The sequence below is a fragment of the Candidatus Sulfuricurvum sp. RIFRC-1 genome, from assembly GCF_000310245.1.
GTDB lineage: Bacteria > Campylobacterota > Campylobacteria > Campylobacterales > Sulfurimonadaceae > Sulfuricurvum.
The window spans coordinates 813,076-835,023 of record NC_020505.1 but is presented as its reverse complement, the minus strand read 5'-3'; the positions used below and the strand labels follow the sequence as shown (position 1 = coordinate 835,023).

The following is a 21,948-nucleotide window of genomic DNA, read 5'->3' as shown; positions in this document are numbered from 1 at the left end:
AGAATGATATGTCAAACCGCCTTGCACTTGAAGATTCCCCTTATCTCCAGCAGCACAAAGAGAATCCCCTGGAATGGTATCCATGGTGTGATGAAGCATTTAATCGGGCCAGAGAAGAGCACAAAGCGATCTTTATCTCTATCGGATACAGCAGCTGCCATTGGTGCCATGTGATGGAGCATGAAGTGTTTGAAAACACTGAGATTGCGGCTTTTGTCAATCAACACTTCATCTGTATCAAAGTGGATCGTGAAGAGCGCCCCGACATCGACAAGCATTACCAAGAACTTCATCTCCTCCTCAACCGCCGAGCCGGAGGATGGCCTCTCTCTATTTTCTGCACCCCTGAAAACAAACCTTTTTACGCCGCCACCTATATCCCCCCCACTAATAAAGAGCGAATGATGGGATTTAGTGAACTTACCGCTATTATCGCCGAAAAAATAGCCCAAAATGATGAAAAACTGTTTCAAAACGCCGATGAGATCAGCGGATTTCTCCGCCCGAACAACGACCCTGTCCAAGCAACAAACTTGAACGATAAAATCATTACCCAATTTGCCCTCCAAGCCGAACACAACTATGATCAGATAAACGGCGGATTCTCTAAATCTCCTAAATTCCCCCATGTCTCGACACTCCAAACACTCCTCACGATGGAGAGGCTCCAAAACAACAACAAAATAAAATCGATGATTACCCACACTCTCGATTCTATGGCATTGGGCGGGATGTACGATTTGATCGACGGCGGTTTTTGCCGTTACAGTACGGATGAGGCGTGGCTGGTTCCCCATTTCGAAAAAATGACCTACGACAACGCCTTGCTCTGTGCTCTGTATGCTGAAGCGGGAAGGGTGTATAAAGAGGAAAAATATCTCAAAATTGCTCGTGAAAGCGCTGATTTCATGATCAATTTCATGATGGAAGAGGATCTTTTTTACAGTGCTAGCGATGCCGATTCTGAAGGAGAAGAGGGAAAATATTTCATATACAGCTATGATGAAATTATTACTGCACTCGAAAGTGCCTCTGTTTCTCAGCCCCATGAAGCGGCAAAGATAATCGGTGCAACACCTGAGGGAAATTTTGAGGGGAATACTATCATTCGTTTATCGTCTCACGATCGCCCTGAGTGGTTTGACGAATTTCGTTTGCAATTGCAAACATTCAGACAGCACCGAATCTACCCTTTTATCGACCGGAAAGTGATCACGGCATGGAATTCCATGATGATTAAATCCCTTTTTATTTTAGGTAAAACCGATCCACACTACACTGAACAAGCAATCAAGAGCTTAGAGAAACTCAAATCAACCATGTTCTTAAAAGATCAGCTCAAACACTCGACCCTTATCCATAAAACACCGAAAATCGATGCGTTTTTAGAGGATTATGCCTATTTGTGCGGCGCATTGATCGAAGGATATCAGTCAACGCTAAATGAGAGCTATCTTATCAATGCACAGCGATTTGCCAACAAAGCTCTGGAACTCTTTTACGAAGGGGGAAAATGGTATTTTAGCCGTGGAGCCTTTACAACGGTGGCGGAGCTTGATGATGGTACCTACCCTAGCGCCTTAGGAATTATGGTCAATGTCATGTTTACTCTTGGTATATTGGTCGATCCGAAATACCGCCATTTTGGGTTTAAAAGCCTCGAATACGTCTCAATCAAGCTGATGAAAACACCGATCTACTATCCGACACTTACCGGTGAAGTGATCCGTCATCTCAATGAGCAGCGCCTTATCAAAAACAAATCGGTAAACCTATCTCAAATCATCCAACCTCTGAACTACCCGTTTGTTCTCCTCAAAAATGATGAATCTCTCGATGAATTTACCATTTGCGGTGAAAGTTCCTGTTTCGTCGCAACCAAAAATATTAAGAATATTGACGATTTAATCAACTCAACGTTATAATCAAAAAAAGGAGTGAGAATTAATGGGCGCTAAACACTCTATGGCAACAACAGAGATTGCCGAAGCTACACAAATCGAAGATATCGTTCATGAAGATAGACGTAAAGATCAGGTGATACCTTCAGATGAAAAACGCAAAAGCGGTTCCAAAGAAGAGCGGCTTCCGGTGTGGATCAAGCAATCTGTTCTAGAGTACGAAAAAGATCTCAAAAGTCTCCAAATTGAATTGCTGAAACTTCAAAATCATGTCAAAGATAAAGGGATTAAAATCCTCATGATTTTTGAAGGACGTGATGCGGCAGGAAAAGGGGGAACCATCAAACGGATTACCGAACACCTGAATCCTCGCGGTGCCCGTGTCGTAGCCCTTGACAAACCTTCCGATGTCGAAAAAACGCAATGGTATTTTCAGCGCTATTCTCAGCACCTTCCCAGCGCGGGAGAGATTGTCTTGTTCGATCGAAGCTGGTATAACCGAGGAGGTGTTGAACCCGTAATGGGATTTTGTACCCCCGAAGAGCATCAAGAGTTTTTGAATCATGTCAGTGAATTTGAGCGGATGCTTGTAAACTCCGGCATAATCTTGTTTAAATTCTATTTTTCCGTTTCTAAAACTGAACAAGCCAGACGATTTAAAGAGCGCAAAACCGATCCTCTCAAACAGTTCAAACTCTCCCCAGTTGATGCTGCGTCTCAAGAATTATGGGACAAATATACAACTGTCAAACACTCCATGCTCAAAGCATCCCATACCGGTTCCACTCCATGGATTATCATCCGATCCGATAACAAGAAAAAAGCCCGTATCAATTGTATCAGACACATTTTATCCAGCGTTCAATACCCTTCCAAAAATCCGCCGAATTTAAAAACGTCGAAAAAAATTCTGATTTGGGGAGATGAAGAGATTAAACTCATGGAGACGATGATGTTAGGGAAAGATGATAAAGGGCTACAGAAAAAAGGGTAACCCTTGAGGGTTAGAGAAATTTGAGAATTTCAGCTTCGATATTCTCTTTTTCGATGACCGTAGATTGTGTAATCGGTTTATCGAATAACCCTTTGATCATTGGAGGAATAGGAGTTTTAGCGATTTTACTGATCGATTCGAGTGCATCAATGTCATTTGCATCTTTTTCTCCGGTAAGAGCGTTCGCAATGGTCGGAGAAAATTTTGTCCACTCCGCAGTAGAGTAGACAATCGTTTTTAGCGGCTGCGTTGCGCAACAGTCATATGCTTTAAAGCAGGTGGCCGTATGAGGATCCATCAAATAACCGGTATCGAAGGCCTCTTTGATATACCCTTTTCCTTCTGCTCCATTGCAATAATCGGCCGCAAAGAAGTTTTGGAGTTTCATCGTTTCATCATCATTCAATGCATAAAAACGTTCCGCTTCCAATCCTGCCATCAACTCTTTAGTCCGTCCATATCCGAAAAGATCAAACAAAATACGTTCAACATTGCTGGAGATCAAAATATCCATCGCCGGAGAGGTCGTAGCCACAACATGCTCACCACGCAAATCATAGCGCCCAGTATTGATCAGGCGGGTAAGGACATTGTTCTCATTGGATGCGATAATAATCTTCTCAACCGGAAGTCCCATTTTATAGGCGTAATATCCCCCAAGAGCATTCCCGAAATTTCCGCTTGGGACATCAAGATACACTTTTTCACCCATCGCAATAACATTTTGGCGAATCAGCTCAAGATAACTGTGAATGTGATAGATAATCTGAAAAATAATTCGTCCGAAGTTAACTGAGTTCGCCGCTGAAAGAGAGATATTTTTAGCTTTCAATGCCTCTTTAAAGGTTGTGGAACCGAGAAGTCGTTTGAGTGCACTTTGGGCATCGTCAAAATCGCCGTGAATGCCGATCACTTTTAGATTTTTCGCATCTTCGGTCACCATTTGGAGGCGCTGAACGTCCGATGTTCCCCCATCAGGATAGAGACATGCGACACGAACATTGGCTCTGTTTTTAAATGTCTCTAATGCTGCAGGACCGGTATCGCCGCTCGTTGCTGCCAAAATCAGATACTCTTCGCCGCGCTTTTGGGCGATTGAGCTGAGAACGACACCGAACGGTTGAAGCGCCATATCTTTAAATGCGCGGGTTGGGCCGTGATAAAGTTCACTGACATAAAGATCATCACGCACTTTTACAACAGGAACAGGATTGGAAGGATCATCAAATTTATCATAAAGCGACAGCGCCTCATCGATCACGGATGGCTCAATATCGATTGCCAGCGTTGTGAGTAAATCTTTGGCCAGTTCTTTGTACGATGAGTTTAAATGTTTTGAGAGAAACGCTTCACCAAGGTTAGGAAGTTCACTGGGAACATACAATCCGCCGAATGATGCGATAGGACTTAAAATCGCCTCTGAAAAGGTAACCTGCTGTGGATGAACTCCGTCATTTCCGCGTGTTTCAATAAATTTCATTGCTTCACTTTATAAAATTTTCGTGATTATAACAAAGCACCACTCAGTGCTTGCTTAGAGGGTGATTTGTGTCCCTACTCCCTCTGAGGTGAAGAGTTCGAGTAAAATAGCGTGTTCTATCCGCCCGTCAATGATATGGGCTTTTTGAACCCCTGCATCGACCGCTTCCAAACACGAATCGACTTTTGGAACCATCCCGCCGATAATCGTACCGTCTGCTTTGAGCGCTTCAACCTCTGCTTCGGTCAGGGTCGAGAAAAGTTCTTTTTCTTTGTTCAATACCCCCGGAGTATCGGTCATAAAAATCACTTTACAGGCACCGATTGCTGCGGCTACGGCTGACGCGGCGAGATCGGCATTGATGTTATACCCCGGATGACCAACGATAGCATCCGCTCCGATTGGAGCGATAACCGGAATAAACCCTTCGCGTAAAAGATTATGGATCACTTCCGCATTCACACTTTCCACCCGTCCGGTAAGACCGAATTTCGCTTCGTCTTTAGGTTTAGCTTTCAGGAAATGGGCATCTTTACCGCTGATACCGATCGCTTTTGCACCGTAGGAATTGAGAAGTGAAGTAATCTCTTTATTGATCTCACCGCTGAGCACCATCTCAACAATCCGCATAACCTCAGGTGTACTGACACGCTCACCGTCGATAAACTCGGTCGGGATTTTTAGATCGCCGAGAAGCTGAGAGATACGGCTTCCGCCGCCGTGTACGATGACGACTTTCACCCCGACGAGATGAAGAAGAACAATATCTTGAGCAAATTTGGCTTTTAATTCATCCGAGCTTTGTGCTGACCCGCCGTATTTAATGACAACAATCTCATCACGAAACTCTTTAATGAACGGCATCGCGTCCATCAGGGTTTTGACGGTATCAATCTTTTTTTGCATCAGCGTATTCCTTGACAATTTTTATCAGTGTTTCATCCAGTTCCAACGAAAGTTCTAAAACGGACAAATTAAGATTCATAGACGACATTTTAACCAAGTCTTTTGAAGTTACCAATAAGCTCGTAGCCCCTGTCCGCTCCACTATCGCTTCGAGTTCCCACGGTGTAAAAAAATGGTGATCTTCAAAATAGACTTTTTCGATTGTCTCAGGCAAATACGGCTCTAGTCGCTCAGGACGGGCAATCGCCGTAACCAGTACCATTTTTGCCGTAGGGTTCCGGACACTCACGGAGCGTTGAAAGGATTTTCCCTCATAGAGCATAATAACCTGTTTATCATGCCACAATTTCTCTCGATACGCCCCTGATGGAAGACAAAAACGATTCGGCGTCTCAACGTCAATCACAAGATCAAGTTTATCGATTCGGTGTTTTCCATACCCGTCATCGAGTAGTACGACCTCACACCCCATCGACACCGCTTCGGCAATTCCACGCTCTCGAATCTCACTCACAATCACTGTCGCATTAGGAAGAGTCTTTGCATAAAGCATCGCTTCATCACCGCTTTTGATCACATCACAGAGAATCGTCGATTTATCTTTAACAACCACCATCCCATGGCTTTTACGGCCGTATCCGCGTAATACTATCGCCGGTTTTTCAAACTGCTTTGCCAATTCTATGACAACAGGGGTTTTTCCGCTCCCCCCGACGGTCAGATTTCCGACACTTATAACCGGAATTCCCATAAACTTTGGGCGGCTTTGACGATACCGTACATACGCGATAAGACAATACAACCAACTCAAAGGCAAAAGTAAAAAAGAGAGGATTTTTTGGATCAGCGAAGGGGTATAAAGATACCCTTCACCCCACTGAACGAACCAATGTTTCAAACGCGTGTTGCGGCTACGTCCAAAATTGCGTCACAAATTTCTTCTACCTGATCGTCGCTAAGTGCCGCGTAGTTCGGGATAGAGAGAACTTGCTGATAGTTACGTAGTGCAAGCGGAAAATCGTTAACACGCAATGAATATTTTGACTTATAATAGCTCAACAAATGGAGCGGAATATAATGCAGTCCGCATTCAATCCCGCGAGCGGCTAATTCTCGCGCAAATGAGTCACGGTTTTTATCAACTTTTATAATATAAAGAGCATACGCATGCTCATCATTGGCAACAGGAAGTTTGATATGGGGTGCATCGGATAAACGTTCGTTGAAAATTTCAGCAATTTCACGCTGACGCGCTATATTTTCATCTTGTTTCTCTAACTGCACGAGAATCGTCGCTGCATCCAGAGGACTCATCATGTATTGACTCCCGATATCGGTCACATCATAAATATAGCCCAATCCCTCATCTTCGATAACCATTGCATGATTGCGGAGTGATTTGGCACGTTCCATGATCTCTTCATCATCACACACCATCATTCCTCCGTTGCAAACATTACGGCGTAAATGGGGACTGAAATCAAAACAGGTGATATCGGCACCGGTAGAACCGATTTTTTGCCCGTTATACGTCGCACCCAATGCATCCGAAGCGTCCTCAACGATTTTGACATCATACAATTTTGCAATGGCATACAAACGATCCAGTTCAACGCTTTGTCCTGCTACGTGAGAGACAATCACCGCTTTAAGTTTTTTGGATTTATTTTCACTCAAATACGCTTCGAGTTTATCCAAATCGATGGTAAAGGTATCAGGATTGATATCGATAAAAATCGGTTCTGCATCAAAATGGCGCACCACTTCAGGAACAGAAGGATACGCATTAATCGAACAAAGGACTTTGTCTCCTCGTTTAAGGTCAATCGCCAACATCGCTAAATGAAGTGCTGACGTCCCGTGTGACGTGGCCAGTGCATAGGTGGCACCCACATACGATTCAAATGCCGCTTCTAAATCTTCAATGATATTAGGAGCCTCGCCATCGAGAACTTCATCGATCTTTTCACGTTCATCTCCGCCAACTTCGACGCGGTAAAAGGGGATACTCATTTTTCTTCCTTTATAAGGTTATATCTCTGGGATAATTAAAATCATGATTGACCGTCCGTGAGGTCAACTTCGCTATTACAGGCATTTTACGTTTAAACTGATTCTTATATATTCTTGTCACTATCATATCGACCAACTCAGGATTTTCTCCAGTCGCAATCATCTCTTCAGAGGTGTGCCTCTCTTCTACGTAACGTTTTAAGACACGATCCAGCTCGCTGTAGGGATATCCGATTTCCGTTTCATCGCTCTGACCTGCCCACAAATCCGCAGACGGGGGCTTATCGATAATTGAGCTTGGAATCCCTAAATAACGGGCCAATTCAAATAGTTCGGTTTTATACAAATCCCCGATAGGATTAAGCGCACTGGCTAAATCCCCATACAGAGTCCCGTATCCAAGCATCAGTTCGCTTTTGTTGCTGGTTCCCAGTACCAAAGCTCCCTCTCGCGCCGAAATATCAAAAAGCGTTACCATCCGTAACCGAGCCGAAAGATTACCTACCCGAAGCGGTGACATTTCGGGACTTTCATACGCACGCAGCATTGGCTCAATACTATGAGTTTCAGCACGCAGGGAAAACGCGGCACACAATTCCTCCGCATCATCCAAAGAATTTTGAGATGAATAGTGTGAGGGCATTTTGACGCAAAGCAAATCATCCCCGAACGTACGATGCGCCAGCACCGCTACGACGGCGGAATCAATCCCTCCGCTCAAACCGACAATCACTTTTTTCAGCCCTGTTTTACGAACTTCTTGACTCAAAAATTCGCTCAAATACCGGCTGATCAGCTCGTATTTACCCACCGCTTAACCTTATTTTTGTATTAACAATTTGCATTATAACTAATTTTGGTAACGAAGTATCAACACGAAGTAAATGAAATTTTGGAGAGTTCATCCTTGGTAAATCCAGCATTACGCCGTGCTTCGCAATTAATATCGATTTTACGGGGAAAACTGTGAGGATAGTGTTTTTCGATAATCTCAAAATAACTTGAGCTCTCTTTCCCTTCCACTCTACAAGCATATTCAAACCACACATCCCCTTTACGGACATGATCGACCTCTTCGGCTAAAATCACGTTTAATGCCGCCATGATCTTTTGAATCATCGGATCACTCCGATGGGAATACAGCTTTTTTAAGATCAAGGGCGTAGCATCCAATCCGTTTGCCTCAAGATACCTCGGAACTACCGCCATCCGTTCATGCAGTCCCAGAGTCCGCTGTGACGCTTCAAAAAGCGCATCGTGCACCGGATATTCCCCATAAAAACTCCCCAACTCTCGAAGCAGCCCTTCTATCATCTCAAAATGGCGAACCTCATCGTCGGCTACAACCAACCAATCCTCTTCAAATGCCTCAGGGCAATCGCGAAAACGGTACACCGCATCCAACGCCAGATCAATCGCACTGTATTCGATATGGGCAATCGCATGAAGCAATAAAATTTGACCGTGAGGAGTACCCAGTTTGGTCCGTTTTGGAACCTCTTTTGGATCGATGATCGTACAATGTTCACGATACGAGGGGTGGCTAAAAACGGTGAAAGGGGTACTCATATCACGATAAATATCGCCGTTACGATAAAGGGTATAAAAGGTTTTGAATGCAGCGATTTTTTCGCTTGGGATAGAGGCCGTTAAAATAGTTTCAAGAGTGTTGTAAAGTTCCATGTGGTAATTATGCTAAAATTTGTCTAAAAAAGAGCCTATGATGGAAATCCTAAAACGCCCGATGGGTGAGTATCAAACCAACTGTTATATTGTAAAAGAGGGTGATAAAGAGATCATCATCGATCCGGGAATGGGGGCTACCGAGTGGGTACTGGCAAACGTTACAAACCCCGTCGCTATTCTCAATACCCACGGGCATTTTGACCACGTGTGGAGTAACAGCGAACTGCAACAAAAATTGAAGATCCCTCTTTACACCCCCAAAGGGGATCTCATGCTGCTCCAAAACAGTACATGGATGCCGGGATTACCACCATCCAAACCCGATGTCGAAGTAAATGGTGATGAAATCTTTGATATTTCAGGGATTGAGGTAAAGTTTCACCACTTTCCGGGACATTGTCCGGGGTGCTCGATGATCGAAATCGGTGATGTGATGTTTAGCGGCGATTTTTTATTTAAAAATTCGATCGGGCGAGTTGATTTCCCCTACTCTGATCCCGAAGCGATGAAAATAAGCTTGAAAAAGTTTTCACAAATGAGCGGGAACAAAACACTCTATCCCGGACATGGAGAAGCGACCAGCGTAGAGGCGGAACAACGCCATGTCGATTATTGGATTCGCGCGATTTAAACGTCCGTATTCTTCATCAAATCCAAACGCAATACATGGCGTTCGGTGACAACGGTTTTGAAATCCCCTTCAAAGACCTTGATCTCATGGACATAACCTTTAACCGATACGTTTCGTTTTCGTCCCTCTTTTTGGTGTTCACTTGCTTCAAAAGTAACGATATCTCCGATTCTCACCGGAGCTAAAAAAAGACAATTACACGAAGCCAATACGACATTAGGTTCATTGACCGCTGCCATAGCGGCAAAATCAGCTGCACTGAAAATAAAGCCGCCATGTACCAGCCCCACTTCATCCGCACGCATTACTTCTGTTGTTTCTAGCGAAACTTTTGCGTAGCCAATTTGTAATTTGACTATTTCACCACTGTAAACCGTATTGATTCTCTCATGAGTATTCAACGAAGTTTGCTGATTGATCGCGACCTGAATCGATTCTTCTGTTTCTGTTTGATTGTTTGACAAAATTATCCCTTTTTAATCCGAACATATCCCCGAACCGGTGCCGGGTATCCTTCAACTGTTTTGGTAGTATCGGCAGGATCGAGAAAATCTTCAAGACTTTGCGATTCAATCCAAGATGTTTTGCGCTGTTCATCCGAGGTTGTCACAACACTGCCAAGTACTTCAAAAGAGGTAAATCCGGCACGGATACACCAGTTCTCTAACGCTTTAAGGGTCGGAACGAAATAAACATTGGTAATTTTCGAGTAACTCTCGCTCGGACAAAGAGCGTACGGTTCTTCCCCCTCAATGATAAAGGTGTCGAGATAAATCTCACCCCCCTCCGCCAAGCCTTGTCCCAAGGCCTTAATCATTGCAATGGGATCGCTGCGGTGATACAATACCCCAAGACAAAAAATGATATCAAATTTTTCCTCGTAAAACGGGAGATGTTCCACCCCCAGAAGTTCATACACAATTTCGCTTTTAACGTAATGGTTGATCAAATCAAACTGTGATTTAAACAGAGCCGATGGATCAAAGCCGACCACTTTTGCCGGAGCGTCTTCGAGGAATCGGAACATATAATAGCCGTTGTTACACCCGATATCGGCTACTTTTTTACCGCTCAAATTAAAATGGGGACGGAGAAAATTGTATTTAAGATCACTGCGCCACTCAGTATCGATAAACAGACCAAACAGATCAAATGGCCCTTTGCGCCATGGCATCATCAAACGTGCGATTCGTTCAAGCTCATCTACATCAACCGCATCATTGCTTCTGAGGCTTACCGTATTATCTAAATCAACCTCGGCAGTGATATGAGGAAGCTGATTCAGCGCTTCACGCAGTGGAGCAATATTTTTCCATGTCATCCATTTTTGTCGCTCTTGCCGAATTGCATTTAAATCCATCATGGCTCCTCACAATAATCTCGAAATTTTATCCATATTAGGCTAAAATGGCACCATGCGTATAGAAAAAAAAGCCACTCTCATCTCCACCATCGTCGCCTTTTTACTGGTGGCATTTAAACTCACTGTCGGGATTATCAGCGGCTCCGTTGCCGTCCTTGCTTCCGCTATCGACTCACTCCTCGATACGGTTATTTCCCTCTTTAACTATTTTGCACTGCATAATTCCGATAAAGAACCGGATGAGCATTTCAACTTCGGTCGTCGAAAACTTGAACCGCTTGCCGCAGTAATTGAAGGGACGATCATCAGCCTTTCAGCACTTTTTATCCTCTACACCGCTATTTCTAAAATGGTTCAAGGGAGCGTAATAAACCATCTGGATCTCTCCATCTGGGTCATGGGTGCGTCACTGATCATCACGACAGGTCTTGTCATCTTTTTAACTTTGATCGCTAAGAAAACCGGCAATATGGTCATTCAAGCCGATGCACTCCATTACAAAACCGATTTACTGAGTAACGGAGCTGTTTTAATCTCACTGATTGTTATCACCTTTACCGACTACACCTTTATCGATCCTCTATTGGGGATTGGAATCAGTATCTACATGATTTATTCGGCTTATCCGATCATCAAAGAAGGGGTTCTCATGCTCCTCGATGCGGCACTCGATCCTCAAAGTGTCACTAAGATTAATAAATTACTCAATAATCAGCTCGATATCAGCGGATATCATGACCTCCGTACGCGCAGTTCAGGATCCGATATTTATCTGAGTGTTCATGTTGTTTTTAGTATCAGCACATCGCTCTATGATGCTCACATGGTAGGAGACCGGATTGAACTGGCTCTTAAAAATCTTTTCCCCGAAAATAATGTTTACCCCCTTATCCATCTCGATCCGTACGATGATTCTGAAGTAGAAGATTGAGAATTAGCAAGTTTTTAAACGAAATTACTCTCTTGGAGAGCGAACAATCTTCGCTCTAAACGCTCGATTGCCGTTATCAGCTTTTCAGAAATTGTTTTTAGCTCTTTATAATGCTCTTTTGCTATTTCTTGACTTTCCGGAGAGATTTTTTTTCGTGTCCCAAAAAATTTTGAGAAAAAAGAGCGGTCTTCATCACTGAAATAAATTTTAAAGATTTTCATATAGATATCGTGAAGTTCATAATGGAGCGCCTCAATCTCTTTGAGACAATCCATACTTGGAATCCGATTGAGTCTTTGTCCTTCGCCATAAAACCATTGTCCAAATTTACAATCGGTACAGCTGACCGGGACCTGTTCTTTTTCAACCGGAAGCCCTTCGATAAGGGCATGTGCGCGATGAACCCATGAGATATGAGCCTTTTTCGCGTTATGAAGATGGGTAAGAGTCTCTTCTTTTTTCATATAATATTCTTTCATTTGAGATTATTAGCCATTAAAAGGATAATAATACCATTTTTATATCACAACAATATAACACTGATCTATAAAATAATTAACAAAAATACGATTATCGGGCGTATTCTACCGCACGGCTTTCACGTATCACGCTCACTTTGATTTCACCCGGAAACTGCACTTTTTGAGAAATCTCATCAGCAATCTCTCGTGCAATCAATACCGTTTCATCATCATTGACACTTTGAGCACTCACGATAACCCGAACTTCACGCCCTGCATTAATCGCATAGGCTTGTTTAACCCCTGCTTTTTGGGTTGCAATCTCTTCGATTTCGCTTACCCGGCGTAAAAAACTTTCCAGCACTTCTCGACGAGCACCCGGACGGGCGGCAGAGAGGGTATCTGCGGCGCACACTGCGGCGCACTCGATGCTTTTGATCTCTTCATGACCGTGATGAGCATAAATAGCGTTGATCACCACCGGGTCCTCGTTGTAACGTCGACAGAGTTCCACGCCGATATCGACATGATTCCCTCCATTTTCTTGAGTCAGAGTTTTACCGATATCGTGTAGTAATCCGGCACGACGGGCGAGTTTCACATCCCCTCCCATCTCAGATGCCATAATTCCGGCCAGATGAGCTACTTCGAGGGTATGTGCCAATGCATTTTGCCCATAACTGGAGCGGTATTTGAGCCGTCCGATCAGTTTAGTGAGCTCTGAATGGATACCTTGTAACCCCATCTCAAAAATGATCTCTTCCCCTTCACGGGTCATTTCCTCATCAAATTCATCGCATACTTTTTGGTATACCTCTTCGATACGTGCAGGCTGAATCCGACCGTCTTGAACCAACAGTTCGATCGTTTTTACCGCAATCGCACGACGATAGAGATTAAATGAACTCACGATAATCGCGTTCGGCGTTTCATCGATGATAATATCGACTCCGCTCACCATCTCTAGCGCCTTAATATTGCGCCCCTCTTTTCCGATAATACGCCCCTTGAGCTCGTCATCATCGAGGTGGATAACACTGATCAGCCGTTCAGCCGCATACTCTCCCGCAAAGCGAGACGTTGCTTGCGCCAAAATATAGTTGGCTTTACGCTTAAGCTGTTCCTTGGATTGTTCGTCCAATTCACGCATGTGTCGCGCTAAATCCAAACGGGCATCTTCGCGCACCTGCTCTAAAAGAATCGTTTTTGCTTCCTGCACCGATAATCCGGCACGCTGTTCAACGATCACCTTAACTTGTTCACTTTTTTGGCGGTAGTCTTCTTTTAATTTCTCTAAAGCACGTTCATTACGTTCTAAATTGAGACGTCGATTTTCAACATTCGATCGCTCGTGCGCTATCTTCTCTTCTTCATTGTGACGAAGCAGTTCAAATTCACGCTCAACGCGTTCAATTTTTTCTTCACGCATCGAGAGATCTTTTTTGACCTGATCATACGTCTCATCGTAATGTTTTTGTGCCTCTTTTTCGATCTCACGCGATCGCAGTGAAGCACGTTCTAAAATCATTTGTGCTTCGTTTTCAATCGCTTTCGATTTTGCTTTCGCTTGTTCTAAATAAAGATCAAAATGTGAGGCGGTAATCTTTTTTGAAATTAAAAATCCGACTAACCCGCTGATGAGGGCAACTGCGCCCCCTACGAGTAGGCTGTTTAACATTGGTTTTCCTCATGCCCTGAGCCCCGTAAGGGGTAATGAGCAGGTCTCCTTGCACGTCGTAATCATCACATACATTTTGCGCCGTTTGACACGCGCATGATTGAATAAAAATCGTAAATGGTTTCGTTTTCAGGGTCGGAAAAAATCGATCATACATCCCCTTACCGAAACCTACTCGGCGCAATGACCCGTCTACCCCTACTACAGGGACAATAGCTACATCTATTAAATTATATTTTCTATACGAATTCCGTGGCTCATAAATCCCAAAAGCTTTACATTCCAACGGGTGCCTAAATGGTACCATTTTGAAACTGACGCCATCCATAAACGGTAAATATACTTCTTTTGTACGACGCAATAATTGAATTGTTTTACGAATATCGGCTTCAAAACCAATCGGCCAATAGACCAATATCCGTTTTCCCGCTAAAGCTTTTAAGACCTGTTGCAATTGGCTGTTAACGGTTGCATCACGAACTTTTTTGGTACTGGGAGAGAGAGACTTGAGCCGATTCAAACAATGAGCTCTAAAATCACTTTTGGACACTTTTTACCTTTGCTTCGTTATAATCTTCATTATTTTATCTAAAAAAAGGTTTTGTATGCGTTTTTCAACACTCCTAATCCCTTTATTCTCATTAACCCTCCTCTTTCAAGGTTGTTCCGAAGAATCTTCTGATGAGGCAATGGTTTCAACGGCTAATTTTGCCCTTATGGACACCCAAGGCAAAAGTTACAACGTTGAAAAAAAAGGGACTAATTTTACCCTTGATGCCGGAGAGGACAAAGTCGTATTGTTTGATATCTTCGCTACGTGGTGTCCTCCCTGCCAAGCCGAAGTGATGCATCTGGGGAATTTACAGAAAAAATACGGAGACGATCTGATTATCATGGGAGTTACCATCGAAGAGGATAAAAGTAATGCTGAACTTGATGCCTTCCGTGAAAAATACAAAGGGGGCGAATACCTCATCTCCAACAAAGCCGATAACCAAGAGCTCGCCCGCGCCATTGCTTCAACGATTGGGGTAGGACAACAGTTTCCGATTCCGTTGATGGTTTTGTATAAAAACGGTGAGTATGTTACCCACTATGCCGGAGCCACCCAAGAAGAGATCATCGATCACGATATCGCTACGGCATTAGGAAAATAAATATGTTCAGTTTTATTAAAAAAGGGCTTCAAAAAACCGTTGAAGCTATCAGTGCCATTATCCCCGATAAAAAAGCGACCATCAGCAAAGACGATCTTGAGAATATCCTCCTCGAAGCCGATGTCGAATACGATCTTGTCGAAATCATCCTTCGTGAACTTTATCAAGAGAACATCACCCGCGATCAACTCCGTTCCAAACTTCTTGCGACGCTCAGTTTCGCCCAAAATACCCTTGCCGATAATCCCGACAAACCGACGGTGAGTCTTATCATCGGGGTCAACGGTGCCGGCAAAACAACGACAATTGCTAAACTGGCTCAACATCATTTAAACAACGGTGAGCGGGTAATCCTCGGTGCGGGTGATACGTTCCGCGCCGCCGCCATCGAGCAGCTCACGAGATGGGCGGATAAACTCGATGTCCCGATCATATCATCGCGCCAAGGGCATGACCCGAGCGCAGTTGCCTACGATACGATCGAATCAGCCAAAGCACGCGGATTTGAGCAGGTAATCATCGACACTGCCGGACGGCTCCATACCCAGACAAACCTCGGTAATGAGTTGAAAAAAATTGTCCGTATCTGCGACAAAGCCCACGCAGGCTCACCGCACCGTAAAATCCTCATCCTAGACGGGACACAAGGCTCTTCCGCCATTGCGCAAGCCAAAGCGTTTAATGAGATGGTAGGAGTAGATGGAATCATCATCACCAAACTCGACGGTACGGCCAAAGGGGGATCGGTATTCTCTATCGCCTATGCCCTCTCGCTCCCGATTCTCTATATCGGGGTTGGTGAACAACCTGAGCATTTAATTCCGTTTGATAAATACGAATTTGTGGATGGGATTTTGGATGCAATTTTTGGGGAAGAACCCAACAAATAATGGCAAAGAAAAAAAATGTCCTCTTCGAATGTCAAAACTGCGGGTTCACCACCCCAAAATGGATGGGAAAATGTACCAACTGCGGCGGATGGGACAGTTTTGTCGAGCTGAGTGAACAACAGCAAGAGGTGATCAAACTCACCTCAACCTCTTCACCATCAGCCGGGGCAAAAGCCAAAGAGATCACCCAAATACTCGAGGAGTATACCGAACGATTCACCAGTGACGATGCCGAACTCGACATGGTGCTCGGTGGCGGTGTCGTTCCCGGTTCGCTGGTGCTCATCGGCGGAAGTCCTGGAGTCGGGAAATCAACCCTCCTTCTCAAAATCGGCTCAAATTTGGCGAAACAGCGCCGCAACGTTCTCTATGTATCAGGAGAAGAGAGCGAAGGACAGATCAAACTCCGCGCCAACCGTCTGGGTGCGAACGTCGACAACCTCTACCTTCTTGCCGAGATACGACTGGAGCAGGTACTCGCAGAACTGCATGAACGCGCGTATGAGTGTATCATCATCGACTCCATCCAAACCCTCTACTCCGAAACCATCGCTTCAGCACCCGGATCGGTGACACAGGTTCGTCAAATTACCTTTGATCTGATGCGGATTGCCAAAGAGCGCCGCATTGCCATCTTTATCATCGGACATATCACCAAAGAGGGTTCCATCGCAGGGCCTCGTGTTTTGGAGCACATGGTCGATGTCGTCCTCTATTTCGAGGGAGATAGCTCTCATGAACTGCGTATCTTACGCGGATTTAAAAACCGTTTCGGTCCCACGAGTGAGATCGGCGTCTTCGAGATGCGCCACGACGGACTTGTCTCGGCAAAAGACCTCTCCTCGCGCTTTTTTAACCGTACAAAATCGCAAAGCGGCTCCGCCCTCACCGTTATCATGGAGGGGACTCGCCCGATAGTGCTCGAAGTGCAAGCACTCGTCAGTGATACCCATGCCCCGAATCCGAAACGTCAGGCGACGGGATTTGAAAACAACCGTCTCAATATGCTCCTGGCATTGTTAGAACGGAAACTCGAAATACCGCTGAATAGCTACGATGTATTTATCAACATCACAGGTGGAATCAAAATCACCGAAACTTCTGCCGATTTGGCGATTCTTGCCGCCATCATCAGCAGTTTTCGCAACCGTGCCATTTCCAAAGAGACCGTGTTTATCGGTGAAGTCTCCCTCGTCGGAGATATCCGAGAAGTATATCAGCTCGATCAGCGACTCAAAGAAGCGGCTTCTCAGCAAATTACCAAAGCATTAATACCGAAAAAACCGATCGAAAAAACAGCCGTTAAATGTTATGAAATCGATGAAGTAAGCAAATTGCTAGAGTGGTTTTAATTTAAACAAAGTATAATTCACTATTACAAAAATCAAGGAGAACCCACATGCCAATGTGTTCCATTTTTGCCGATCATAAATCTGAAGAGCGCTATTGCAAGCTCTCGTTAGCCTATTCTACCGAAGAGGAACACAAAATGATCGAAGAAGCGATAAATGTGTGTACTCCTTTGTGCCCTATCACTCCAAATATTTACAGTGGTGATGTAACCGGCGGAAAAAAAATGGTCACGATTGAATATCATGATGATTGCGATCGTGAAGGCGGGAAAGTTTTTGACGCTATTATTAAACACTTAGGAATTGATCAGTGCCACTAAGCAAAAATGCTGCAGACCTAAGTATCCAACGTCTCAAAGAGTTTGCGGACGGTAACGAAACGTTTCAACAAACCTATTTTAAAAAACATGAAACCCAATTACTCAGTCTTGTCAAAGAGGGTCAAAATCCGAGAGCTCTTTTTATCGGGTGTTCCGATTCACGGGTTATTCCCGATCTCATCATCCAATCAACTCCGGGTGACCTTTTTGTCGTTCGTAACGTCGGTAACTTTGTAGCTCCCTACAAACCGGATGAAGATTTTCACTCCACGGCAGCAGGGATAGAATATGCCGTATTGGTGCTAGAAGTATCCGAGGTTATTATCTGCGGTCATTCTCACTGCGGTGCTATTGAGGCGCTCTATAAATCATCCTGCGATACCTCAATGGTTCATACAGCAAAATGGCTTACCCTTGGGGAAAAAGCAAAATCTATGGCAATGTTGGCATTAGGAGAGAATGCTCCACGCGAAGAGTTACTCCGAGCTACCGAGCATCTCTCGATCGTTACCCAAATCGAAAACCTTCTTACTTATCCGTACGTGAAAAAAATGGTGGAAGAAGAGAAACTATTTATTCATGGATGGTATTACGATATTGAGACGGGAGGAATTGAATATTATGACCCCGATATCTATCAATTCCGCCCACTCAGCGAATTAGGGGATTAATTTTCCCCTTTTGCATTACATATCCAAATATAAAAACAGCGCCGAGAGAAAATAGTTGGTGATAAAAATCGCCACTGCCGAATAGACAACAGCATAAATCGTCGATTGCCCTACTCCCCGAGCTCCACCGCTGGTATGATAACCGATATAACTCCCGATTGAACTGACAATATATCCAAAAACTGCCGCTTTAACCACACCCGTCATAATATCATCGAATTCACCCAATCGCATTAGCGTCTCTTGATACGATATCGGATTGATCCCCAAAACGCCGGTCGAGATCATATAACCTGAACCGATAGCGATAAAGTCAAACCAAATGACCAATAAAGGGAGTGAAATAACCGTCGCGATGATACGGGGAGTGATTAAATACTCTTTCGAATTAACCCCCAGAATATCGATTGCATCAATCTGCTCGCTTACTCTCATCGTCCCCAGTTCCGCCGCCATCGCACTGATAGAGCGGGAGATAAGCATCAAAGAGGCAAAAACAGGACCGAGTTCCCGACTTATCGAGAAAAATACCGTATAACCGATAAAGTTTTCGGCACCGAATTGATGAAACCCGTTGTAAAGCTGTATGGCCAAAACCATTCCCGTAAAGAGTGCGGTAAGGGTAACAACCCCCATACATCCCAGTCCGATCACGTCGATCTGTGTCAACACAATTTTATACCGTTTAAAAGCGAGGGGATAAAGTCTAAAAAGTTTTAATTGGAATAAAATAAATAGGCCAAATCGCTCAATTGTCTCATAAAAATGGACAAATGGACGACCGATATAACCTAAAAGCGTCTCAAGCATAATGTTTCCCTTCTTTTCTTGAAGTAAGTTTAGCTAAATCAAACCAAAATTCAAAAGTTTCTCGCTACAATAAGCGATGAATATTTTCAAAGGAGCAACGGATGGCCGATAAAGAGAAAGAACACGAAGAACAAGCACCCGAGGGTGGTGAAAAGAAAAAAAGTAATCTTCTATTAATCATTATTATTGCTGTATTGGTATTGGTTTTAATCATAGGCGGTGTTGTAGCGGCCCTGATGCTGGGTAATCACGACACTGAAGCCGAAGCGGGAAGTGGAGCCAAAACGGAAGTAGCTGCCGATGGACACGATGCAGAAGCAAAAGCCGATGCTGAACATGCGGATGAAGAATCACACGGCGGTGGAGAATCGACAGAAGTTGGCCTTATGTACCCGCTTGATATTTTCACGGTTAATCTACTCAGCGAGAGTGGACGCCGCTATCTCAAAGTCGAAATGAATCTTGAAATCGAAGGGGAAGAGCTATCGCCGGAACTCGAGCAGAAAAAACCGGTCTTCCGCGATATTATTATCCGTATTTTAAGTTCAAAATCCCTTGAAGAGATCTCTACGATCAAAGGGAAAGAAAAACTCAAAGAACAAATCGTCAGCGAACTCAATACCCGTCTGAAAGACGGAAAAGTCAAAAACGTCTATTTTACTGATTTCGTGGTGCAATGATCGGCATCGACCTCATCAAACTCGATCGGATGAAACGTTTTATGGAGCGTTTCGGCGACCGTGGTCTTCATAAATTTTTATCCGAGAATGAAGTTCTTTTAATCAAAAACTATCGTAACGCCGCCGGTTTTTGGGCAGCCAAAGAGGCATGTGCTAAAGCTTTGGGATGCGGTATAGGGCACGAATGCGGATTTCATGACATCCTCCTCTCCAAAACACCCAAAGGTGCACCCCTCATCGACCTCTCAGTCCATGTCAAAGAAGCGTTTGCTATCCAAAGCCTCAGCGTCTCGATCACCCATGACGGAGAGTATGCGATTGCTGTCGTTGCACTCGAATCCAATATCTTAAGGTAATCCCTATGCAAGAACTCCTAAGCATTCAAAAATATGCATCAAAACACCATATCAGTACATTTAATGTCATTAAAAAAACGATGAGCGGAGAGTTGCCCACCGTGGTCAAAGAAGAGAACGGCAAAGAGGTAACCTATATCGTTATGAACCCATCATCAAGCCAGCCTCAATCAGAAACAAACAACACCGGTAGTGAAGAGTTTGAAATCGATTATAAAAAAGCGTATGAAGATTTGAACAAAGAGTATCTGATTTTAAAAACGAAGTATCAAAAACTCGTTGATATGCTCGAGGGGTAAAAGTTAGATTCCGTATCGAGTACGGAATGACGGGAGATTTATTCAGTCTGCCTACGTTTTTATTTATTTTTTGTGGTATAATTTTTTCGCTAGTATCACTTTCCGTATCGTTAATGGAGCGGCAAGACAAGGTCGGGGGTTTAATCGCCTTCGGCCTTTTTTTTTGCCCTCCAAAAACGATACGTGAAGGGGGTTCTTTATGGATAAGCTGATACTAGCACTACTGCTTATGTGCATTTTTGCGCCTATGCTCAGGTGATCCTGACGTAGCCAAGGGGTTTTACCCCTTGCCCCCTCATTTTATTTGAGTTGGAGATCATTATGAAAATATTTTTATTTTTTATTCTAAGCATTTCTCTCATGGCTTCCGAATCCCCCTCACGGATTGTTCCTTGTAAAGATATTATGAATTATCCTGAGTTCAATCCATTAATCGATTCACTCAATGATCAAAAAGAGTTAGAACACCGAAAATGGAAAAATGCAGCTTCTAATAATCGAATACATGGAAACGCTCAAGCCACAGATGTGTACAACGAAATAGCTGAAATGCTTTATGAAAGTAATGAATTAGAAAACTATGATGAGTGCGTTGCTGTCAACCAAAACAATTTTTTAGGCTTGAAAAAATCTAACCATTACTATAATGAATTACGTATTTTTCATATTAAAAACGGAGTTTTTTTAGAAGATGATGATCTTGATAAAATCAACATTGCATATAGTCCAGAAGTAATCACAGATATTCATAAAGAGTTCTCATATCAGAGACATCATTATATTGCCTTGTCTCAAGCTTATCTACATGAGGGTAAGAGCTATTCAGAATATTTTCTACTAAAAATGCCTTCGAATCCATCATCAGATGAAAAATTTGAAAAAATTATTCTGATGAATACCGATGATAATCTAGGAACATTAGGCGATACAAATCCCTATAGCAGTATTCTGACAATAGGATCAAAATATCATGATTATAAAAACAAATTGATCGAAATTACATTTTCGACACTATCTTTCGATGAAAAGCAAAAACCTCATCTCAAATTCTCAATTAATGTGGCAAATAAAAAATCTTTCTTTGTCGAGTTCAGCCCAAATAAGAATGATCAATTTATGCTAACAAGTAAGCTACCCACTAATATGAAAAACAAAAAATAAAGAGATTTCACCCTCCCCCAACAAAATCAAGCAATTCGATCGTATCACCCTCTTTTAAAAGGGTACTGCTCCAAGCGTCTTGTTTCACAATCTCCATATTCAAAGCCGATGCCATAACACGCTCTTCCAATCCCAAAGACCTGATAAGATCGAGCATACTCGATCCCTCTGCTATCTCCCTCATCTCACCGTTTACTTTTATCTGCAT

At 43.6% G+C, this 21,948-nt stretch carries 26 protein-coding genes; 13 read left to right on the top strand and 13 right to left on the bottom strand.

The features are described from left to right. Window positions 1–8 precede the first annotated feature (8 nt). Together B649_RS04330 and ppk2 are read left to right on the top strand one after the other, a co-directional pair. The gene (locus tag B649_RS04330) at window positions 9–1,925 is read left to right on the top strand and encodes a thioredoxin domain-containing protein (RefSeq protein ID WP_015653287.1); all 1,917 of its coding nucleotides are present in this window, start codon (window positions 9–11) and stop codon (window positions 1,923–1,925) included. A 22-nt stretch (window positions 1,926–1,947) separates the two neighbouring features. Beyond that, window positions 1,948–2,895, top strand: a complete 948-nt coding sequence (ppk2, locus tag B649_RS04325) for a polyphosphate kinase 2 (protein ID WP_015653286.1) — start codon at window positions 1,948–1,950, stop codon at window positions 2,893–2,895. 10 nt (window positions 2,896–2,905) lie between these two features. Here the strand turns inward: ppk2 and thrC are convergent, their stop codons facing one another. From thrC to B649_RS04295, 6 genes are read right to left on the bottom strand one after another with little or no spacing between them, the layout of a single operon-like run. After that, window positions 2,906–4,375, bottom strand: coding sequence for a threonine synthase (gene thrC, locus B649_RS04320; protein ID WP_015653285.1), 1,470 nt, complete (start codon window positions 4,373–4,375; stop codon window positions 2,906–2,908). Window positions 4,376–4,429: 54 nt separating this feature from the next. Beyond that, entirely contained in the window at window positions 4,430–5,281 is an 852-nt protein-coding gene (argB, locus tag B649_RS04315; RefSeq protein WP_015653284.1) for an acetylglutamate kinase, read from the bottom strand. Then, on the bottom strand, window positions 5,265–6,179 hold the full coding sequence (locus tag B649_RS04310) for a tetraacyldisaccharide 4'-kinase (protein ID WP_015653283.1): 915 nt from the start codon (window positions 6,177–6,179) through the stop codon (window positions 5,265–5,267). Before B649_RS04310 ends, argB begins: the two co-directional genes overlap by 17 nt. Beyond that, window positions 6,176–7,294, bottom strand: a complete 1,119-nt coding sequence (locus B649_RS04305) for a DegT/DnrJ/EryC1/StrS aminotransferase family protein (protein WP_015653282.1) — start codon at window positions 7,292–7,294, stop codon at window positions 6,176–6,178. The genes B649_RS04310 and B649_RS04305 overlap by 4 nt, the downstream gene beginning before the upstream one ends. A gap of 10 nt (window positions 7,295–7,304) precedes the next feature. Continuing rightward, window positions 7,305–8,105, bottom strand: coding sequence for an NAD+ synthase (locus B649_RS04300; protein WP_015653281.1), 801 nt, complete (start codon window positions 8,103–8,105; stop codon window positions 7,305–7,307). 59 nt (window positions 8,106–8,164) lie between these two features. Continuing rightward, window positions 8,165–8,977 (bottom strand): ferritin-like domain-containing protein, encoded by an 813-nt coding sequence (locus B649_RS04295; protein WP_015653280.1) that lies wholly within the window; start codon window positions 8,975–8,977, stop codon window positions 8,165–8,167. Between the two features lie 40 nt (window positions 8,978–9,017). On the opposite strand from B649_RS04295, the gene B649_RS04290 reads away from it, so the two are divergent. Continuing rightward, window positions 9,018–9,611: an MBL fold metallo-hydrolase gene (locus B649_RS04290; RefSeq protein WP_015653279.1), complete on the top strand. Its 594-nt coding sequence runs from the start codon at window positions 9,018–9,020 to the stop codon at window positions 9,609–9,611. Here B649_RS04290 and B649_RS04285 read toward each other — a convergent pair. Next, window positions 9,608–10,075: a hotdog domain-containing protein gene (locus B649_RS04285; RefSeq protein ID WP_015653278.1), complete on the bottom strand. Its 468-nt coding sequence runs from the start codon at window positions 10,073–10,075 to the stop codon at window positions 9,608–9,610. The genes B649_RS04290 and B649_RS04285 overlap by 4 nt on opposite strands. 2 nt (window positions 10,076–10,077) lie before the next feature. Then, window positions 10,078–10,971, bottom strand: coding sequence for a tRNA 5-methoxyuridine(34)/uridine 5-oxyacetic acid(34) synthase CmoB (cmoB, locus tag B649_RS04280; RefSeq protein ID WP_015653277.1), 894 nt, complete (start codon window positions 10,969–10,971; stop codon window positions 10,078–10,080). A gap of 55 nt (window positions 10,972–11,026) precedes the next feature. Between cmoB and B649_RS04275 the strand changes: the two genes are divergently transcribed. Further along, window positions 11,027–11,905 carry a cation diffusion facilitator family transporter gene (locus tag B649_RS04275; RefSeq protein WP_015653276.1) on the top strand — a complete coding sequence of 293 codons (879 nt, stop codon included), beginning with the start codon at window positions 11,027–11,029 and terminating at the stop codon, window positions 11,903–11,905. A 14-nt stretch (window positions 11,906–11,919) separates the two neighbouring features. On the opposite strand, the gene B649_RS04270 is transcribed toward B649_RS04275, so the two are convergent. The 3 genes from B649_RS04270 to B649_RS12450 all read right to left on the bottom strand — a co-directional run bounded on the left by B649_RS04270 (window position 11,920) and on the right by B649_RS12450 (window position 14,594). Then, the gene (locus tag B649_RS04270; RefSeq protein WP_291750938.1) at window positions 11,920–12,384 is read right to left on the bottom strand and encodes a CZB domain-containing protein; all 465 of its coding nucleotides are present in this window, start codon (window positions 12,382–12,384) and stop codon (window positions 11,920–11,922) included. A gap of 91 nt (window positions 12,385–12,475) precedes the next feature. After that, window positions 12,476–14,044, bottom strand: a complete 1,569-nt coding sequence (gene rny / locus B649_RS04265; RefSeq protein WP_015653274.1) for a ribonuclease Y — start codon at window positions 14,042–14,044, stop codon at window positions 12,476–12,478. Beyond that, window positions 13,950–14,594 (bottom strand): 5-formyltetrahydrofolate cyclo-ligase, encoded by a 645-nt coding sequence (locus tag B649_RS12450; protein WP_015653273.1) that lies wholly within the window; start codon window positions 14,592–14,594, stop codon window positions 13,950–13,952. The genes rny and B649_RS12450 overlap by 95 nt, the downstream gene beginning before the upstream one ends. 55 nt (window positions 14,595–14,649) lie before the next feature. Between B649_RS12450 and B649_RS04260 the strand changes: the two genes are divergently transcribed. Genes B649_RS04260 through B649_RS04240 form a run of 5 tightly spaced genes read left to right on the top strand, consistent with a single transcriptional unit; the run spans window position 14,650 to window position 18,434 of the window. Next, the gene (locus tag B649_RS04260; RefSeq protein WP_015653272.1) at window positions 14,650–15,201 is read left to right on the top strand and encodes a TlpA disulfide reductase family protein; all 552 of its coding nucleotides are present in this window, start codon (window positions 14,650–14,652) and stop codon (window positions 15,199–15,201) included. Between the two features lie 2 nt (window positions 15,202–15,203). Beyond that, window positions 15,204–16,091 (top strand): signal recognition particle-docking protein FtsY, encoded by an 888-nt coding sequence (ftsY, locus tag B649_RS04255; protein WP_015653271.1) that lies wholly within the window; start codon window positions 15,204–15,206, stop codon window positions 16,089–16,091. Continuing rightward, complete coding sequence (gene radA / locus B649_RS04250) at window positions 16,091–17,443, top strand: DNA repair protein RadA (protein ID WP_015653270.1); 1,353 nt, start codon at window positions 16,091–16,093, stop codon at window positions 17,441–17,443. The genes ftsY and radA overlap by 1 nt, the downstream gene beginning before the upstream one ends. Before the next feature lie 47 nt (window positions 17,444–17,490). Then, window positions 17,491–17,763, top strand: coding sequence for a hypothetical protein (locus tag B649_RS04245; RefSeq protein ID WP_015653269.1), 273 nt, complete (start codon window positions 17,491–17,493; stop codon window positions 17,761–17,763). Next, complete coding sequence (locus B649_RS04240) at window positions 17,754–18,434, top strand: carbonic anhydrase (protein ID WP_015653268.1); 681 nt, start codon at window positions 17,754–17,756, stop codon at window positions 18,432–18,434. The genes B649_RS04245 and B649_RS04240 overlap by 10 nt, the downstream gene beginning before the upstream one ends. Window positions 18,435–18,449: 15 nt before the next feature. Here the strand turns inward: B649_RS04240 and B649_RS04235 are convergent, their stop codons facing one another. Beyond that, complete coding sequence (locus B649_RS04235; protein WP_015653267.1) at window positions 18,450–19,244, bottom strand: ABC transporter permease; 795 nt, start codon at window positions 19,242–19,244, stop codon at window positions 18,450–18,452. Window positions 19,245–19,345: 101 nt separating this feature from the next. On the opposite strand from B649_RS04235, the gene fliL reads away from it, so the two are divergent. The 4 genes from fliL (at window position 19,346) to B649_RS04215 (ending at window position 21,740) form a co-directional block, all read left to right on the top strand. Beyond that, complete coding sequence (gene fliL, locus B649_RS04230; RefSeq protein WP_015653266.1) at window positions 19,346–19,924, top strand: flagellar basal body-associated protein FliL; 579 nt, start codon at window positions 19,346–19,348, stop codon at window positions 19,922–19,924. Then, window positions 19,921–20,280 carry a holo-ACP synthase gene (acpS, locus tag B649_RS04225; RefSeq protein WP_015653265.1) on the top strand — a complete coding sequence of 120 codons (360 nt, stop codon included), beginning with the start codon at window positions 19,921–19,923 and terminating at the stop codon, window positions 20,278–20,280. The genes fliL and acpS overlap by 4 nt, the downstream gene beginning before the upstream one ends. Before the next feature lie 5 nt (window positions 20,281–20,285). Continuing rightward, a complete protein-coding gene (locus B649_RS04220; RefSeq protein ID WP_015653264.1) occupies window positions 20,286–20,579 on the top strand; it encodes a hypothetical protein in 294 nt (97 codons plus the stop codon). 321 nt (window positions 20,580–20,900) lie between these two features. Next, the gene (locus B649_RS04215) at window positions 20,901–21,740 is read left to right on the top strand and encodes a hypothetical protein (RefSeq protein ID WP_015653263.1); all 840 of its coding nucleotides are present in this window, start codon (window positions 20,901–20,903) and stop codon (window positions 21,738–21,740) included. Between the two features lie 7 nt (window positions 21,741–21,747). On the opposite strand, the gene thiS is transcribed toward B649_RS04215, so the two are convergent. Beyond that, window positions 21,748–21,948, bottom strand: a complete 201-nt coding sequence (thiS, locus tag B649_RS04210) for a sulfur carrier protein ThiS (RefSeq protein ID WP_015653262.1) — start codon at window positions 21,946–21,948, stop codon at window positions 21,748–21,750.

Coding starts and splice junctions, on each gene's coding strand:
- rny (WP_015653274.1), bottom strand. CDS start 14,044: ATGTTAAACAGCCTACTCGTAGGGGGCGCAGTTGCCCTCATCAGCGGG.
- B649_RS04235 (WP_015653267.1), bottom strand. CDS start 19,244: ATGCTTGAGACGCTTTTAGGTTATATCGGTCGTCCATTTGTCCATTTT.
- B649_RS04215 (WP_015653263.1), top strand. CDS start 20,901: ATGAAAATATTTTTATTTTTTATTCTAAGCATTTCTCTCATGGCTTCC.
- thiS (WP_015653262.1), bottom strand. CDS start 21,948: ATGCAGATAAAAGTAAACGGTGAGATGAGGGAGATAGCAGAGGGATCG.
- B649_RS04290 (WP_015653279.1), top strand. CDS start 9,018: ATGGAAATCCTAAAACGCCCGATGGGTGAGTATCAAACCAACTGTTAT.
- fliL (WP_015653266.1), top strand. CDS start 19,346: ATGGCCGATAAAGAGAAAGAACACGAAGAACAAGCACCCGAGGGTGGT.
- B649_RS04275 (WP_015653276.1), top strand. CDS start 11,027: ATGCGTATAGAAAAAAAAGCCACTCTCATCTCCACCATCGTCGCCTTT.
- thrC (WP_015653285.1), bottom strand. CDS start 4,375: ATGAAATTTATTGAAACACGCGGAAATGACGGAGTTCATCCACAGCAG.
- argB (WP_015653284.1), bottom strand. CDS start 5,281: ATGCAAAAAAAGATTGATACCGTCAAAACCCTGATGGACGCGATGCCG.
- B649_RS04260 (WP_015653272.1), top strand. CDS start 14,650: ATGCGTTTTTCAACACTCCTAATCCCTTTATTCTCATTAACCCTCCTC.
- B649_RS04295 (WP_015653280.1), bottom strand. CDS start 8,977: ATGGAACTTTACAACACTCTTGAAACTATTTTAACGGCCTCTATCCCA.
- B649_RS04330 (WP_015653287.1), top strand. CDS start 9: ATGTCAAACCGCCTTGCACTTGAAGATTCCCCTTATCTCCAGCAGCAC.
- ftsY (WP_015653271.1), top strand. CDS start 15,204: ATGTTCAGTTTTATTAAAAAAGGGCTTCAAAAAACCGTTGAAGCTATC.
- ppk2 (WP_015653286.1), top strand. CDS start 1,948: ATGGGCGCTAAACACTCTATGGCAACAACAGAGATTGCCGAAGCTACA.
- B649_RS04245 (WP_015653269.1), top strand. CDS start 17,491: ATGCCAATGTGTTCCATTTTTGCCGATCATAAATCTGAAGAGCGCTAT.
- acpS (WP_015653265.1), top strand. CDS start 19,921: ATGATCGGCATCGACCTCATCAAACTCGATCGGATGAAACGTTTTATG.
- B649_RS04305 (WP_015653282.1), bottom strand. CDS start 7,294: ATGAGTATCCCCTTTTACCGCGTCGAAGTTGGCGGAGATGAACGTGAA.
- cmoB (WP_015653277.1), bottom strand. CDS start 10,971: ATGGATTTAAATGCAATTCGGCAAGAGCGACAAAAATGGATGACATGG.
- radA (WP_015653270.1), top strand. CDS start 16,091: ATGGCAAAGAAAAAAAATGTCCTCTTCGAATGTCAAAACTGCGGGTTC.
- B649_RS04270 (WP_291750938.1), bottom strand. CDS start 12,384: ATGAAAGAATATTATATGAAAAAAGAAGAGACTCTTACCCATCTTCAT.
- B649_RS04220 (WP_015653264.1), top strand. CDS start 20,286: ATGCAAGAACTCCTAAGCATTCAAAAATATGCATCAAAACACCATATC.